Annotated in this window: 15 protein-coding genes and 3 tRNA genes; 12 read left to right on the top strand and 6 right to left on the bottom strand. The window is 69.4% G+C overall.

Annotated features, from left to right (window positions below; translation table 11 throughout):
• The first annotated feature begins 87 nt into the window (after window positions 1-87).
• Complete coding sequence (locus AOP72_RS12300) at window positions 88-519, top strand: hypothetical protein (RefSeq protein ID WP_062137608.1); 432 nt, start codon at window positions 88-90, stop codon at window positions 517-519.
• A gap of 10 nt (window positions 520-529) precedes the next feature.
• A tRNA-Ser gene (locus AOP72_RS12295) sits at window positions 530-617 on the top strand.
• Window positions 618-675: 58 nt separating this feature from the next.
• Here the strand turns inward: AOP72_RS12295 and AOP72_RS12290 are convergent.
• Entirely contained in the window at window positions 676-1,590 is a 915-nt protein-coding gene (locus AOP72_RS12290) for a DMT family transporter (protein WP_202965678.1), read from the bottom strand.
• Window positions 1,591-1,662: 72 nt separating this feature from the next.
• On the opposite strand from AOP72_RS12290, the gene AOP72_RS12285 reads away from it, so the two are divergent.
• From AOP72_RS12285 to AOP72_RS12265, 5 genes are all read left to right on the top strand, one after another.
• Entirely contained in the window at window positions 1,663-2,550 is an 888-nt protein-coding gene (locus AOP72_RS12285) for a LysR family transcriptional regulator (RefSeq protein ID WP_062137606.1), read from the top strand.
• 74 nt (window positions 2,551-2,624) lie between these two features.
• Window positions 2,625-2,714: transfer RNA gene (locus tag AOP72_RS12280), tRNA-Ser, on the top strand.
• Window positions 2,715-2,789: 75 nt separating this feature from the next.
• A tRNA-Arg gene (locus AOP72_RS12275) sits at window positions 2,790-2,862 on the top strand.
• A gap of 95 nt (window positions 2,863-2,957) precedes the next feature.
• Window positions 2,958-4,592 carry a DUF885 domain-containing protein gene (locus tag AOP72_RS12270; protein WP_062137604.1) on the top strand — a complete coding sequence of 545 codons (1,635 nt, stop codon included), beginning with the start codon at window positions 2,958-2,960 and terminating at the stop codon, window positions 4,590-4,592.
• A 111-nt stretch (window positions 4,593-4,703) separates the two neighbouring features.
• On the top strand, window positions 4,704-5,096 hold the full coding sequence (locus AOP72_RS12265) for an SHOCT domain-containing protein (protein ID WP_062137601.1): 393 nt from the start codon (window positions 4,704-4,706) through the stop codon (window positions 5,094-5,096).
• Here AOP72_RS12265 and AOP72_RS12260 read toward each other — a convergent pair whose 3' ends face one another.
• The 3 genes from AOP72_RS12260 to AOP72_RS12250 are packed head-to-tail and all read right to left on the bottom strand — an operon-like array spanning window position 5,097 to window position 7,962.
• Entirely contained in the window at window positions 5,097-6,164 is a 1,068-nt protein-coding gene (locus AOP72_RS12260; protein WP_062137598.1) for a DUF8320 family protein, read from the bottom strand.
• Window positions 6,161-7,333 carry an ATP-binding protein gene (locus tag AOP72_RS12255; protein ID WP_062137595.1) on the bottom strand — a complete coding sequence of 391 codons (1,173 nt, stop codon included), beginning with the start codon at window positions 7,331-7,333 and terminating at the stop codon, window positions 6,161-6,163. The genes AOP72_RS12260 and AOP72_RS12255 overlap by 4 nt, the downstream gene beginning before the upstream one ends.
• Entirely contained in the window at window positions 7,330-7,962 is a 633-nt protein-coding gene (locus AOP72_RS12250) for a response regulator transcription factor (RefSeq protein ID WP_062137592.1), read from the bottom strand. The genes AOP72_RS12255 and AOP72_RS12250 overlap by 4 nt, the downstream gene beginning before the upstream one ends.
• A 207-nt stretch (window positions 7,963-8,169) precedes the next feature.
• On the opposite strand from AOP72_RS12250, the gene AOP72_RS12245 reads away from it, so the two are divergent.
• On the top strand, window positions 8,170-8,766 hold the full coding sequence (locus tag AOP72_RS12245) for a variant leucine-rich repeat-containing protein (RefSeq protein WP_062137590.1): 597 nt from the start codon (window positions 8,170-8,172) through the stop codon (window positions 8,764-8,766).
• Between the two features lie 43 nt (window positions 8,767-8,809).
• Here AOP72_RS12245 and AOP72_RS12240 read toward each other — a convergent pair whose 3' ends face one another.
• Both AOP72_RS12240 and AOP72_RS12235 read right to left on the bottom strand, forming a co-directional pair.
• Complete coding sequence (locus tag AOP72_RS12240) at window positions 8,810-9,454, bottom strand: septum formation family protein (RefSeq protein ID WP_062137587.1); 645 nt, start codon at window positions 9,452-9,454, stop codon at window positions 8,810-8,812.
• On the bottom strand, window positions 9,451-10,242 hold the full coding sequence (locus AOP72_RS12235) for an exodeoxyribonuclease III (protein ID WP_062137582.1): 792 nt from the start codon (window positions 10,240-10,242) through the stop codon (window positions 9,451-9,453). Before AOP72_RS12235 ends, AOP72_RS12240 begins: the two co-directional genes overlap by 4 nt.
• Window positions 10,243-10,331: 89 nt before the next feature.
• On the opposite strand from AOP72_RS12235, the gene AOP72_RS12230 reads away from it, so the two are divergent.
• The 4 genes from AOP72_RS12230 to AOP72_RS12215 all read left to right on the top strand — a co-directional run bounded on the left by AOP72_RS12230 (window position 10,332) and on the right by AOP72_RS12215 (window position 13,336).
• Window positions 10,332-11,096 carry an SDR family NAD(P)-dependent oxidoreductase gene (locus tag AOP72_RS12230; protein ID WP_062137579.1) on the top strand — a complete coding sequence of 255 codons (765 nt, stop codon included), beginning with the start codon at window positions 10,332-10,334 and terminating at the stop codon, window positions 11,094-11,096.
• A gap of 60 nt (window positions 11,097-11,156) precedes the next feature.
• Entirely contained in the window at window positions 11,157-11,723 is a 567-nt protein-coding gene (pyrE, locus tag AOP72_RS12225) for an orotate phosphoribosyltransferase (RefSeq protein WP_062137576.1), read from the top strand.
• A 46-nt stretch (window positions 11,724-11,769) separates the two neighbouring features.
• A complete protein-coding gene (locus tag AOP72_RS12220; RefSeq protein WP_062137573.1) occupies window positions 11,770-12,678 on the top strand; it encodes a hypothetical protein in 909 nt (302 codons plus the stop codon).
• Window positions 12,679-12,775: 97 nt separating this feature from the next.
• Entirely contained in the window at window positions 12,776-13,336 is a 561-nt protein-coding gene (locus tag AOP72_RS12215; RefSeq protein ID WP_062137570.1) for a LemA family protein, read from the top strand.
• Window positions 13,337-13,346: the final 10 nt, after the last annotated feature.

The following is a 13,346-nucleotide window of genomic DNA, read 5'->3' as shown; positions in this document are numbered from 1 at the left end:
CCCCACCCAGACGGCCGATGCGTGCGCAACGGCGCGTGCGCATCGGCTGGCAGTCCGCGCAGGCGGCACGGGGATAGTCTGGACGCTGTGATCTACCTCGACGGCTCTGCGCTCTGCAGGTTCCTGCCGGGTGTGAAGTTCTTCGATGAATGGAACGCCTGGGCGGTGCCGCGCATCGACGACGTCGCGATGACCCAGTTGGGGCTCACCGAACTGCGTCAGGCCGCGGAGCTGTTCCCGCGCGAGACCAAGGGCCACGCCTACGACATCGTCGATCAGGTGCGGCGCACCATCCCGGTGATCCGTTTCTCTGACGAGAACGTGTCCGTGTCGACGCACGCGGCCGCAGTGCTGAAGCCGTTTGCTGCGCTCCACCTGGGCGCCGCTGTGGCTCACCCCGCGATCGACACCGTCGCGACGTACGACGCCGAGTTCGCCCAGGCCGCCGAGCTGTACGAGCTGGCGGTGGTCTCACCCGGACTGCCTCAGGGCTGGCACAATGGCACCGCTGGCGCGTAACGCGCGCCGAGGAGAGTTGACCGAGCGGCCGAAGGTGACAGTCTTGAAAACTGTTGAGGCGTAACCCGCCTCCGCGGGTTCGAATCCCGCACTCTCCGCTCCACCTGTCAGGCACTCACTGTCGGCTAGCAGGCTTATGGAACTCCTGTCCGGCAGTCATGGTCGCCTCGTGCGCCACACGTCGGTCACGACCGCGACGCAGCAGAGGACGAGGACCACGCCTGCAAGCTGGAGTGCTGTGGGGTGTTCGCCCAGAATCACTGCCGCAAGGGCGACGGCGAGGATCGGTTGTGTGAGCAGGAGCGCGGATGTCCGCGCGGCTGTCAGCCGAGCACTCCCGTAGTGGATCAGCAGCCATGACAGCACTTGCCCCACGCCCGCGAGCGTCGCCAGCAGCCACCACTGTCGAGGGCTGATTCCCGAGACGCTGACTCCACCTGACAGCGGAGCGACGACGGCGGCGGCGACGGTCGCGGCCACGGTGGCCCAGGTGAGTTGTTGGATTGCCCGACGAGGCTCGACCCGCGATGTGCGTCGCGTGAGGAAGAGATAGATCGCGTATCCCACGCCGGCGGCGACGCCCAGAGTGGTGCCCGTCACGCTCGTCACCGTCGTGGGGCCGCCCGCCACGCCGCCCACTAGTGCGATTCCCCCGAGCATGACGGGAGTCATGGCGAGGAAGCGGCGGGGCACCTGCTCCCGGTCGACGGCGAAGGCCAGCAGAGGGAGGACGATCACCTGCACGTTGATCAGCACCGTGCTCATTCCGGCGCCCACGTGATAGATCGATGCCGTCCATGCCGCGTAGTCGAGGCCGAGCGCCGCCCCAGCGGCGAGGGCCCACCACATGCCACGGACCGACAGCGCGCCTCGACGGCGGCGTTCGCGAAGGGCAAGTGGAAGCAGCGGCACAAGCGCCAGCGCGCATCGCAGGACGGCTGTGGTCGCGGCGTCAACGCCTGCCACCTTCACCACGATCGCAGTGAACGACAGGCAGAGTGCGCCCATCACGATGGCGACCCCGCTGACAGCGGGCCCAGGCGTCGAGGCGGGGCGGTCGATTGCAGGCACCGGGCGATGCTAGGCGGTGACTATTGATCAACACTAGTTCGCAGATCAACCCAGTAATGATAGGTATGTGTGATGAGAATGAACTGGGACCGGCTGCGAGTCCTCGACGCCGTCGCTCGCACGGGCTCGGTCGGCGAAGCTGCGGTGGTGCTGCACCTGACGGGCCCGGCGATATCGCAACAGCTGCGCCGGATCGAGGCGGAGGCAGGCGTCTCGATCGTTGTGCCGGCCGGCCGTGGCATACGCCTCACCGACGAGGGCAAGCTGCTCGCGGACTATGCCCGTCGCATGAGAGGGCTCATGCAGAGCGCTGAGAACGAGCTGCACCGAGGCGGGACGTTGACCGGCGAGGTCCGCGTGGCCGCCATCGCCTCTGTGATTCGAACGGTGCTGAGTGCTCGACTTCCCATCTTTGAAGAGGAGTACCCACGGGTGCGAGTCACCGTCGAGGACGGAGAGACCTCGGCTCACGTGGCGTCTCTGGTGGCTGGCCGTGTCGATGTCGTCCTGGCCGAATCGTGGAGCACTGCACCGACGTCTCTTCCGGCGTCCGTTCAGGTTCGACGACTCAGCCGCGAGGCGGTGACGATCTCTCTCCCTGCTTCGCATCGACTTGCTGCACGGGGCAGCATCGAGCCGCGGGAACTCGCCGGCGAGCGGTGGGCGACCTGTGCGGCCGGCTCCGACGCGCACCGCGCAATCGATCAGGAGATGCGGCGTCACGGCGTGGACATCGATGTGCGTCACTTCGTGGCCGACCACGCCACCCAGATTGCGCTGGTGCACGCAGGGCTCGCCATCGCCTGCGTGCCGCGCACCGGTGAGTCGCGTGCGCACGACGGTGTCGTCGAGCGTCCGCTGGCAGTTGAGATGACCCGCGATGTGCTGCTGGTCACTCGTGCCGGCACGGCTTCGCTGGTCGTGCAGAGCCTGGCTGAACGTCTGCTCAGCCACGAGTAGGGGCCGACTCTCCTCCCGCATCGGCCGCTTTGCTCCACGTGCCGTGCGACCGGTACGCTGTCCAGGACCAATCGGGAGACGTGACTGAGCGGCCGAAAGTGCATCCCTGCTAAGGATGTGATGGGGTAACCCATCCGTGGGTTCAAATCCCACCGTCTCCGCCACGAGAACGAGCGATCACCCACGGACGGGCGGCGCTCGGCGAGGCTGTATACTCGTGACTCGGCCCGCGCGGCCGTGCGCCCGTAGCTCAACGGATAGAGCATCTGACTACGGATCAGAAGGTTGGGGGTTCGAATCCCTCCGGGCGCGCTTCATGACTCAAGCTCCTGCCGCTCCTGCGGCAGGAGCTTTCGTCGTTGGTGGCCCTGACGCACCGGGCCCGCGTCGCTATTAGAGTCGTCGGCATGAGCGCTCTCCTCACCCTCGCAGACGAGTACTACGCGTACCGGCAGACCACTGACATCAACCGACACCTCTGGGACTGCTCGCTGGAACAGCTCGAGCACTGGGAGGCCGTGGCGCCCGACGCGGTGACGGACAGACAGGAGCGACTGCGCGAGTTCGGTGACCGCGCCGACGCGCTGGAGATCGACGAGCGAGACCCGATGCAGCTGGCTCTTCGGGACTCGATCGCCTTCACCGCGAGGTCGAAGGCGCATCAGCTCACGTGGGATGCCGAACTGCAGGCGGTCAACCCCGCGATGGGCCTCATCCCCCTCGCCATGGTCTTCATCAGCCGCTTCCCGCTGCGCACCGACGAGCACGGTGAGCAGTACCTGCGCAAGATGAGCGGCCTCGCCCCTCTCGTGGACGACCTGGTAGCCGCGCTGCAGGCGGCGGCGCTCGATGGGCGCGTGGCGCTCACCCGCCACCTCAGCGCATCGGCCGATGCGCTCGACGCATACATGGCCACCCCGGTGGCCGCGGGCGACGCGCTGACGGCTCAGGCGCCTCCCGTCGAGTCCAGCGACCCGGATGGCTGGTCGCGTCGGCTGGCGGGCATCGTCGAGGAGGAGGTGCGGCCAGCGCTGCGCCGCTATGTCGAGGCGCTGCGAGCGCTGGCCGAGCGCGGTCGCGACGACGACCACCCCGGACTGGTCCATCTCGAGGGCGGCCTCGAGCACTATCGCGACCTGGTGTGGGCGCACACGACTCTGCCGCTGGAACCGGCCGAGGTTCACCAGCTGGGCCTCGAGGTGGTGACCGCGCTCGAGGAGGAGTATCGCGAGCTCGCCGGGCCGCTGCTCGGGACCACCGACAACGCGGAGATCTACGCGCGCCTGCGTGACGATGAGGAGATGCACTACCGCTCGGGAGAGGACATCGTTCGGGACGCCACGCGCGCACTCGAGCGCGCCAACGAGGCCGCGCCGGAGTGGTTCGCGCACCTCCCGCGCTCCGAATGCGTCGCGGTCGCCATCACCTCGGGGCCCGTGGCGTTCTACTCGGCGCCGTCGGCCGATGGCTCCAAGCCGGGCGAGTTCTTCTTCAACGCGGCCGATCCAAGCGCGTGGTCGACCTACGAACTCGAGGCGATCACCTACCACGAGTCGATTCCGGGTCACCACCTGCAGTTCGCGCTGCACACCGAGTCCACCACGCTGCATCCCGTGCTGCGACACCTGAACGTGACGGCATACCTCGAGGGCTGGGGCCTGTACACCGAACGGCTCGCCGACGAGATGGGGCTCTACACGTCGGACCTCTCCCGCGTGGGCATGCTGGCCGCGGACTCGCTGCGCGCCTGCCGCCTGGTGGTCGACACGGGGCTGCACGCGCTCCGGTGGACGCGCCAAGAGGCGATCGACTACATGGCCGCCCACTGCCCGCTGAGCATTCACCAGATCACCGCAGAGGTGGATCGCTACATCGGACTTCCCGGCCAGGCGCTCGCGTACATGATCGGGCGCCGCGAGATCCAGGCGATCAGGCGAGAGGCCGAACCTGCATCGGAGTTCGACATCCGGGAGTTCCACGATCAGGTGCTGCGCCACGGCATGGTGCCGCTGACGACGCTCCGAGCTCTCGTGCTCGGGTAGCGATCGATTCTCGCCGCGCGCGCATCGTCGCTGGTCGCTACCGTATAGTCATCGGCGCTGACCTCGGCCCGCCGGACCGTCCCGGCGCCGACATCGGCCAAGGGGGCTGCCATGGATTTCTTCGAGAACTTCGTGTCGATCTTGCTGTTCACCCTGTGGATCATGGTGATGATCACGTTCTTCGTGATCGTGATCAGGATCATCATGGACGTGTTCCGCGATCACGACCTGAGCGGGTGGGGAAAGGCCGGCTGGCTGATCTTCATCGTGGTGGTGCCGGTGCTCGGCAGCATCGTCTACCTGCTGGCGCGTGGCAAGGGGATGGCGCAGCGTGACGTCGCGGCGGCACACGCGATCCGCGAGGCGCAGGTCGACTACACCAAGGGTCTGATCGACGAGGCTGGAGGGCCTGCTGGTCAGATCCGTGCGGCCAAGGAGCTGCTCGACGCCGGAGCGATCACTCCGCCCGAGTACGAGGCGCTCAAGGCCAAGGCGCTGCGGTAGTCAGTGCCCTCGCCCGTCGCCGCCGAGTGACGCGATGGGGAAGCCATCCTCGGCGAGCGTCACTCGGTCCACCTCGTCGCCATCCGCCGCCACGATCGTCAAGGCGGTCGGCCTGCCCTCGGGCAGGAGTCGGACCGTCACCTGACCGCCGTGGGCGCGCGTCACGCTGATCACGATCGCGTCGACGAGGCGGCTCAGCGATGCGCCGTCGCTGGGGGCGGAGCCGCGGTCATCGAGGATCGTCACCTCCACCCCACGTCGGCGAGCCTGGGTGGCGGCGTCCACCACGGCGGGCACGGCCAGCGAGCGGCCGCGCACGCTGTCGCGCAGCAGCGCCTCGGTGAGCGAGAACTCTTTCCGCAGGTCATCATCGGCGGCCTTCCCCGCCGCGATCCGCTCGAGGAGTGGCACGGCCACCTCCGCGAGCTCGGTGACGCGGGCGCGGCGCACCTGCCGGGCCGCGTCCGTGGCCGCAGCGTCGGCGGCGGAGGACACCGACCTCTCGTTGAGCGCATTGATCCGGGCCGACGTGCGGCGCAGGATGAGCGCGAACAGCGTGCCCACCAGCAGGATGCCGATGTGGGTGTCGAGCATGGTGATGCCGGTCAAGGCTCCGCGGCCCGCGGATGCGCCCCAGGCGGCGGTGATGGCGGCCATGAGAGCCATGCCGAGCCATGCGAACCATGCGCGGCGTCGCACGGCGACGAAGAACAGCAGCCACGTGTTGGAGCCCAGGTGCCACGTTGCTCGTCCGAGGTCCCCCTCATCGGGCAGCGCGTAGGCCATCATCACGCTCGAGATCACCACCGCCGCGATCACGACCGCGGTGTCGCGAGCGGGGAACGGATCGGGGTGCGTGCGCACCAGCAGCACTGCCGTGGCACTCACGATCAGCATCGCGACGTACGCGGCACTGGGGTGAGCGAGGACATGGGCGGTCGTGACGGTGAACACCGCGTTCGACACGACGAACAGCACCACCAGAAACCGTGCCGGTGTGGTGTCGAGGAACAGCAGCTTGCTGACGTCGGAGCGCTCGAGTGGCGTCTGCGGCTTGGTGGCGGTCATGGGCGCGTCCACATCAGAGTGACCCATGTGCCGCTGCCTGGCCGCGACGCGATCGAGGCCGCCCCGCCGGGGACGGCGGACATGCGGTCCTCGATGCTCACTCGGATTCCCAACCGTGCTGGGGGCACGGTCTGGGGATCGAAGCCGCGGCCGTCGTCCTCGACCGTGACCACCACGGCGTCATCGTCCACCGCCGCCGTGGCGCGGATGGTGGCACCCTCTCCTGCGTGCCTGGTGGCGTTGCGCAGCGCCTCCGCGAGCGCCTCCGCGAGCCCCGCGACGGCCGCGCCGGGGACGCTGGCGCCGCCGCGAAGCTCGTAATCGAGGTCGAGCTCGGGAACCACCTCGCTGGCCGTGGCGCGCAGCAGCGCGACGACCTCGCTCGGTGTGTAGTCCGTGGGCGCATCGCGCTCGGGAGACGCGATTTCGGTGACGGCGTCGAGGGCGCGCTTCGCCTGCACGGCGAGCGTGGGTGGGGCGTCGGGCCGGGACGCGGTGACCAGCACGGACATGATGTCGTCGTGGACGATGGCGTCGATGCGTCCCAGCTCGCGCTCCCTCGTGCGGCGTCGCGCATCGATCGATGCCTGCGCACGCGCGCGCTCGGCTGCGTCGTCCTGAAGGTCGGCGGCGCGCACCACCGCCTTCGCGGTGCCAGCGAGGATCGAGCAGAACAGCGTCGCGCCGAGGCCGTTGAGCACCGCGTCGAGGGCGGGAGACGAGCTTGCCTGGATCTGCACGATCGCCACGATCGGCCCCTGCATGAGGGGAACCGACCATGCCCAGCGAGTGCGCCAGGCGACCACCGCCAGGGTCGACGGCAGGGCGTTGATGCCCTGCAGCCACGGATCGCCGGAATCCGCGAGGGTGGGCACCGTCATGGCCGGGACCCAGAGCAGCTGCGATGCCACGAACCCGATCACCGCGGTGCGGGCCACGATTCGCGCCGCCGCCACGGAGACGCGGGTGACGAGGATGAGAGACATCGGGACCAGCACGGCGAACGTCAGAGACGCGGACCAGAACCACGGCGTGAGCTGTGTGCGCTGCTGGATGAATCCACTGGGGCCGGACGCCAGCAGCGCTCCGAACACGATCGCGCCGACGCCGGACGCGGTGTAGACCACGCGCTCCATGCGCTCCCGGGCGGAGTGGGCCTCGGGGTTCACTCGAGGATGCCGTCCTCGACGGCACGCCGGTACAGGTCCACGCGGGACGTCGCTTCTCGCCCCACGCTGCCGTACTTGCGGCGGATGGACTTGACGTAGTCGGTGACGGTGTCGCGAGTGATGCCGAGCTCGGCTGCGACGGACGCGGCGGTCTCCCCGGACGCGTACATGCTCAGCACCGCCTGCTCGCGGTCTGAGAGTCTGGCGTTCGCCAGATCCGCATCGGAGTCGATCGCGGAGGCCCAATCCGTGTTGAAGACCGCCTCGCCCCGGACGGCGCGCCGGATCGCCGTCAACAGGGTCTCGGGGTCGGAGGACTTGCGCACGAGCCCGAGCGCACCGGATCGCGCCGCGGCCTGCACGAGAGCCCGATCCTCGCCGCCCGTGTGAATGAGGACGTAGGCGCCCAGCGCGTGGATGGTCGCGATGTTGGCGGCGGGGTGGGAGCCATCCGCGAGTCTGAGATCGAGGACGACGAGCGTGGGGGGCGGGTCGATCCCGCACAGCTCGGCGACGGAACCCACGGCGGCGACCAGGTCGAGGTCGGGAGCCTGTGCCACCAGATCGGAGAAGCCGCGTGCGATGAGGGCGTGGTCCTCCACGAGCGCGATGCGACGCTGCGCCTCCATCTCACGCTCCCCTCATTGCCGTGCGACGTGCCCACGATAGCGCCGTGTCGGGGCGTGAGGCGCCGTCGCCGCGCGGTGGTTGTTTACCTGATGTTCACCTTGACCCCCCATAAACGGGGATACCGGTGCCGGTTCGTCGATGCCAGGCTCGGTGACGAGGTCGGGAGAGTTTGCGCTCTTCCTGCCACTCGGCCCGGGAGGAAAGCGATGTACTGGTCGGCGGAGGAGTTCGTCCTAGTCATCACTGCTTTCCTGTTCTTGGCCATCGTGGCGTCCTCGCTCCTACCAGGGGTGGAACTCACCTCGATGTCACGCGCGACGTTTGCCATCGGCGCCGCAGCGTTCGTCGGGTCCGCCGCACTCCTGGCCAGGATCGAGGACGTCCGCTACCCGCCTCTGGTGTGGGTCGTGCCGGTCGTCCCGGTCATCATCCTCGGCGTGTTGGCACGTGATGCGATCTCCCGATCCCGCCGGCTCCCCGGCGAGCCACCGTCGTTGGGGCACGTGCGTCGCTCTCCGGCCTTCGTGCCGCCCCTCGACCCAGGGGACGCTCGCGAGGAGCGGTCACACGGACTCCTGCGGGCCCGCGCCGCGAACCCCAGCGCGAGTCCCCAAGAGCTGGCGAGCATCGCCTATTGCCATCCGGAGATCCGCGCGACTATCGCGGGGAACCCGGCCGCGCCTGCCAACCTGCTCGAGTGGCTGGCGGCCGTGGGTGACACCGCGGTCCACGCCGCGATCTCCGCTCGCCAGCCCGCCCCTCGCCAGCCCGCCCCGCTGTCGGGCCGCATCACGGCGGCGTGATCAGGCGCGCGCACCTCCGAGTGACCGGGCCGTGCGGAACCGCTCAGGCGTCCTGACCGTCGTTGACGGGCTCGTCGACATCCACAGCGTCGATGCCTGCGGGGCTGAGCGGCTCGTCGCGGGGAGAGTCGAACACCGCGATGCATAACGCGACACGGTCGCCCCGCGCCCAGGAGGACTCCGACGGCGCCCAGGCGACCCATGACGAGCCTTCCGGCACCAGGCCATCGATGCGGTCTCCGCACAGCGTGAGCGCCTCTGCCTCGATCTGGTCATGACCGGGAAACCTCGCGACGGAGAACGTCACGGATGTGAACACTTCGGCCCCGTGCGGCGCGTCGCACGGCACGACGGCGGCGCCGCCGACCGCGCCATCATCTCCCACCCCGTCGAGGCACATGCCCGGCACCATCTGCAGCGGGTGCAGGTCGCCCGTGGCGCCGATCTCGGCTGCGGTGAGCTCGCGATCGGACCATGCGAGCGCCGCCGACCACGAGATCCCGACCAGGAGTGCGAGTCCCGCGCCGATCGCGATCCAGGCGGCGACGGCCACGCCCTTGCCCGAGCGCAGCAGGCTGCGTGGGCGGGGGCTGCCCTGCGCATCGGCCGATGCGGGCGCTCCGCCCCGCGGGGACGTGGGCTCGGGGGCGTGACTGGGCCCTGGAGGCGGTGCGAAGTCGCCGCTCACGGCGCGTCGATCTCTGCGACGACCGGCACGTGATCGGAGGCGCCCTTGCCCTTGCGCTCGTCGCGCACGATCGACACGCCGGTGGTGAGATCTGCGAGCGGCTGCGACCCGTAGATGAAGTCGATACGCATGCCCTCGCCGCGCGGGAACCGCAGCTGCTGATAGTCCCAGAAGGTGTAGGTGTGCGGTTCGGGCAGGTAGCGCCGTGACAGTTCGACGTACCCGGCGTCGGCGAACGAGGAGAAGGCCTCGCGGGCGGCCTCCGACACGTGGGTCGCGGCGTCCGCGTCCTCCTCCGACCAGATGTCCTCGGAGCTCGGCGCGACGTTCCAGTCACCTGCGAGGGCGGTCGGTCGGTCCTTCCACTCGGCGGCGGCTTCGCGCAGCGCGTTCAGGAACTCCAGCTTGTACGCATAGTGCGGGTCGGTGAGGCCGCGGCCGTTGGGGACGTACAGGCTCCAGACACGCACGCCGCCTGCCGTGGCGCCGATCGCTCGCGCCTCGACCAGCGGTTCGACGCCCGGCTTGCCGAATGCGGGCTGGCCCGGAAACTGCGTCTCGACATCGGACAGGCCCACGCGAGAAGCGATCGCCACGCCGTTCCACTGGTTGAGACCGTGGAGAGCGACCTCATAGCCGGCGGCCTCGAACGCCGCGAGCGGGAACTGCGCGGGCTTGCACTTGATCTCCTGCATCGCCAGCACGTCGGTATCCGAGCGCTGAAGCCAGTCCACGACGCGGTCGGCACGGGCGCGGACGGAGTTCACATTCCAGGTGGCGAGGCGCATGGCCCCACGCTACCGGGAGCGATGCGGCCGATGCGCGGACGGCGCGGCACCGCGATTCCCTGGTCTGCGTGCGGCGTACGCTGGGAGGCATGGCTACCGCACTGATCACCGGCGCGAGCAGGGGGCTGGGCGAGGAGTTCGCCTGGCAGCTGGCCACGGCGCGACACGACGTCGTTCTCGTGGCTCGCGACCGAGACCGACTCTCCGAGCTCGCCGACACCATCCGGGGCGCCGCCGGCGTCCATGCCGAGGTGCTCGTCGCGGACCTCGCCACGGAGGACGGACTGGAGGCCGTCGCCGCACGGCTCGCCGACGAGGACGCCCCCGTGAGCCTGCTCGTCAACAACGCCGGCTATGGGCTCGGCCGCGGCATTCTGTCCACCGCCTGGGACGAGGAGAAGGCGGCGCTGGACGTGATGGTGACGGCGCCGCTGCGACTGTCGCAGGTCGCGGCGAAGGCCATGACCGCACGCGGCCACGGCGCGATTCTCAACGTCTCCTCCGTCGCCGCGCATCTGGCGAACAGCACCTATGCGGCGCACAAGCGCTGGGTGCGCGACTTCACCGAGGCGCTCGCCGGTCAACTGCACGGCACGGGAGTGTCCGCCACGGCGGTGGTGCCCGGATTGGTGCGCACGGAGTTCCACGACGGCCCGGACCTCGAATACATGAAGAGCGAGTACCCCGATGCGGCGTGGATCACGTCGGAAGCGGTGGTCGAGGCCGCGCTCGCGGGCGTGCGCCGCAAAGCCGTCGTGGTCACCCCGAGCCTGCGCTACTCCGCCGGAGTGGGGCTGCTGCGCATGCTTCCCAAGTCCGCCACTCGCCGCTCGGGTTCGCTGCGCCGCGGCTGAGCCGCCCTCGACCCTGCCGGCGCATCGGCCGCACCCCAGCGTCGCCGGTACCCTGACCGCATGACCACTGGCACTCCGCGCGAGCAGCTGCGCGACCTCATCACCGACCTCGCCGTGGTGCACGGCCACATCACGCTCGCCTCCGGCAAGGAGGCCGACTATTACGTCGATCTGCGTCGCATCACTCTGCATCACCGTGCGGCGCCGCTCGTCGGGCACGTGCTGCTCGATCATCTCGAGGTGGCCGGGTTCGGCCCGGCAGACATCGACGCCGTCGGTGGCCTCACCCTGGGCGCCGACCCAGTCGCGACCGCCCTGCTCCACGCCGCAGCCTCGCGGGGCCTCGACCTGGACGCGTTCGTCGTGCGCAAGGAGAACAAGGCGCACGGACTTCAGCGCCGCATCGAGGGGCCCGACATCGCTGGCCGCACCGTCGTGGCCGTCGAGGACACCTCGACCACAGGCGGCTCGGTGCTGACCGCCGTCGAGGCGATCCGGGAGGCGGGAGCGACCGTCGCCGCGGTCGCGGTGATCGTCGACCGCGACACGGGGGCGCGAGAGCGCATCGAAGCAGAGGGCCTGCCGTACCTGTCGCTCTTCGGCCTGGAGGACCTCGGCCTGTCCTGATTCTCGGCGCCTTCCCGTGCCCGCTGGCCGCGAGTAGGGTGTCGCCATGATCCGCCACCTCCATGGGCGCTGGACCGGGATCGTCATCGCGATGATCGCCGGCGGAGTGATCCTGGTCGGCGATGCCGCCACCTGGATCCTCGCCCTGGCCGCGCTCGTCGTGGTGGGCGGCGCGATGTGGTCGATCTACGACGTCGTCCGTGCGCGTCACCTGCACGACGAGTACCAGGAGTTCGCCGCGTCCCACGGGTGGGAGTACCTCGCGAGGGCCTTCGAGTACGACTCCCGATTCGCTTCCTTCCCGTTCGCGGAGGGCACTTCCCGCCGGCAGGAGGCGGTGGTCCGCGGCACGTTCAACGGGCAGCGGTGTGCGACCTTCGCCCAGGTGTTCGAGGTGCGGCCGGACCGCGACTCCCCGCCCACGGTGCAGGCGTACCAGGTCACCCTCGCCGAGCTCCCGATTGCCCTGCCTCGCCTCGACATCGTGCCTCAGGACCTCCCCGCGACCGTCGCGACGCTGCTCGGCGGACGGGACATCGACGTCGAGTCTCACGAGTTCAACCGGCGCTGGCGGGTGCTGTGCGATGACGTCAGGTACGGCCATGCAGTGATTGACCCGCGCATGATCGAGCGACTTCTCTACTCGGACGTGGAGGGGCTCCCGGTGCGGATCGAGGGAGGCGCGGTCTACGTGTGGCAGGCCGGCCGTCAGGGCGCAGACGGGCTGGCGCGGCGGCTCAGCGTGGTGTCGGGCATCGCTCGCCGGATCCCCGCGCACGTGATTCGCGAGTACACGGAGCGGGGTCACCACGTGCGACACGGCGACGCCGCCACGCGACCGCTGACCGGTCCGGCCTGGGCTCTCGAGCCCGGTGCGTTGACGTCTCGCCGATACACGGGCATCGGCGTGGACGCGGACGGCGACGGCATCGAGGACTGGCAGCAGCAGCGCTGAGTCCGTGCCGCGGGGCGGCTAGTGCCCGCCGGACAACGTCGATAGGCTCGACGTGCCCGGCGGGGGTGTCCCGCCACCGATCACGGGGGTGTCTCGCATGGAGTGGTTCTTCGCGGCCTTAGGCGCGATCATCGTCATCATCGTGATCTGGGCGATCGCGCAGTACAACGCCCTCGTGAGGCTCAGGAATCTCCTCCAAGAGGCCTGGCGTCAGATCGACGTCGAACTGCAGCGCCGCCACGATCTGATTCCCAACCTCGTCGAGACGGTCAAGGGCTACGCGAAGCACGAGCGCGAGACCCTCGAGGCCGTCACGCAGGCGCGTACCGTCGCCGCCGCTCCTGGCTCGACGCCCGCAGAGCAGGCGCAGCAGGAGAACGTGCTGACTCAGGCGCTCGGCCGATTGTTCGCGGTCGCGGAGGCGTACCCGGACCTGAAGGCGGACCAGAACTTCATGCAGCTCCAGCAGGAGCTCACCAACACGGAGGACCGAGTCGCTGCCGCGCGACGGTTCTACAACGCGAACGTCCGCGCTCTCAACACCAAGATCGAGACCTTCCCCGTCAACGTCGTCGCCGGCATGTTCTCCTTCACCCGCGAGGAGTACTTCGAGACCGAGGACCCGGCAGCGCGCCAGGCGCCGGACGTCCAGTTCTGACTCGACCTCC

Source organism: Demequina aestuarii, assembly GCF_000975095.1.
In the GTDB taxonomy this organism is placed as follows: Bacteria; Actinomycetota; Actinomycetes; order Actinomycetales; family Demequinaceae; genus Demequina; species Demequina aestuarii.
Note: the sequence above shows the minus strand (reverse complement) of the source record. Positions and strands in the feature narration are given on the sequence as shown.

Excerpts from the sequence above, each read along its gene's own strand:
- AOP72_RS12285 (WP_062137606.1), top strand. The coding sequence starts at position 1,663 with ATGAGAATGAACTGGGACCGGCTGCGAGTCCTCGACGCCGTCGCTCGC.
- AOP72_RS12270 (WP_062137604.1), top strand. The coding sequence starts at position 2,958 with ATGAGCGCTCTCCTCACCCTCGCAGACGAGTACTACGCGTACCGGCAG.
- AOP72_RS12265 (WP_062137601.1), top strand. The coding sequence starts at position 4,704 with ATGGATTTCTTCGAGAACTTCGTGTCGATCTTGCTGTTCACCCTGTGG.
- AOP72_RS12260 (WP_062137598.1), bottom strand. The coding sequence starts at position 6,164 with ATGACCGCCACCAAGCCGCAGACGCCACTCGAGCGCTCCGACGTCAGC.
- AOP72_RS12250 (WP_062137592.1), bottom strand. The coding sequence starts at position 7,962 with ATGGAGGCGCAGCGTCGCATCGCGCTCGTGGAGGACCACGCCCTCATC.
- AOP72_RS12245 (WP_062137590.1), top strand. The coding sequence starts at position 8,170 with ATGTACTGGTCGGCGGAGGAGTTCGTCCTAGTCATCACTGCTTTCCTG.
- AOP72_RS12235 (WP_062137582.1), bottom strand. The coding sequence starts at position 10,242 with ATGCGCCTCGCCACCTGGAATGTGAACTCCGTCCGCGCCCGTGCCGAC.
- AOP72_RS12230 (WP_062137579.1), top strand. The coding sequence starts at position 10,332 with ATGGCTACCGCACTGATCACCGGCGCGAGCAGGGGGCTGGGCGAGGAG.
- pyrE (WP_062137576.1), top strand. The coding sequence starts at position 11,157 with ATGACCACTGGCACTCCGCGCGAGCAGCTGCGCGACCTCATCACCGAC.
- AOP72_RS12220 (WP_062137573.1), top strand. The coding sequence starts at position 11,770 with ATGATCCGCCACCTCCATGGGCGCTGGACCGGGATCGTCATCGCGATG.
- AOP72_RS12215 (WP_062137570.1), top strand. The coding sequence starts at position 12,776 with ATGGAGTGGTTCTTCGCGGCCTTAGGCGCGATCATCGTCATCATCGTG.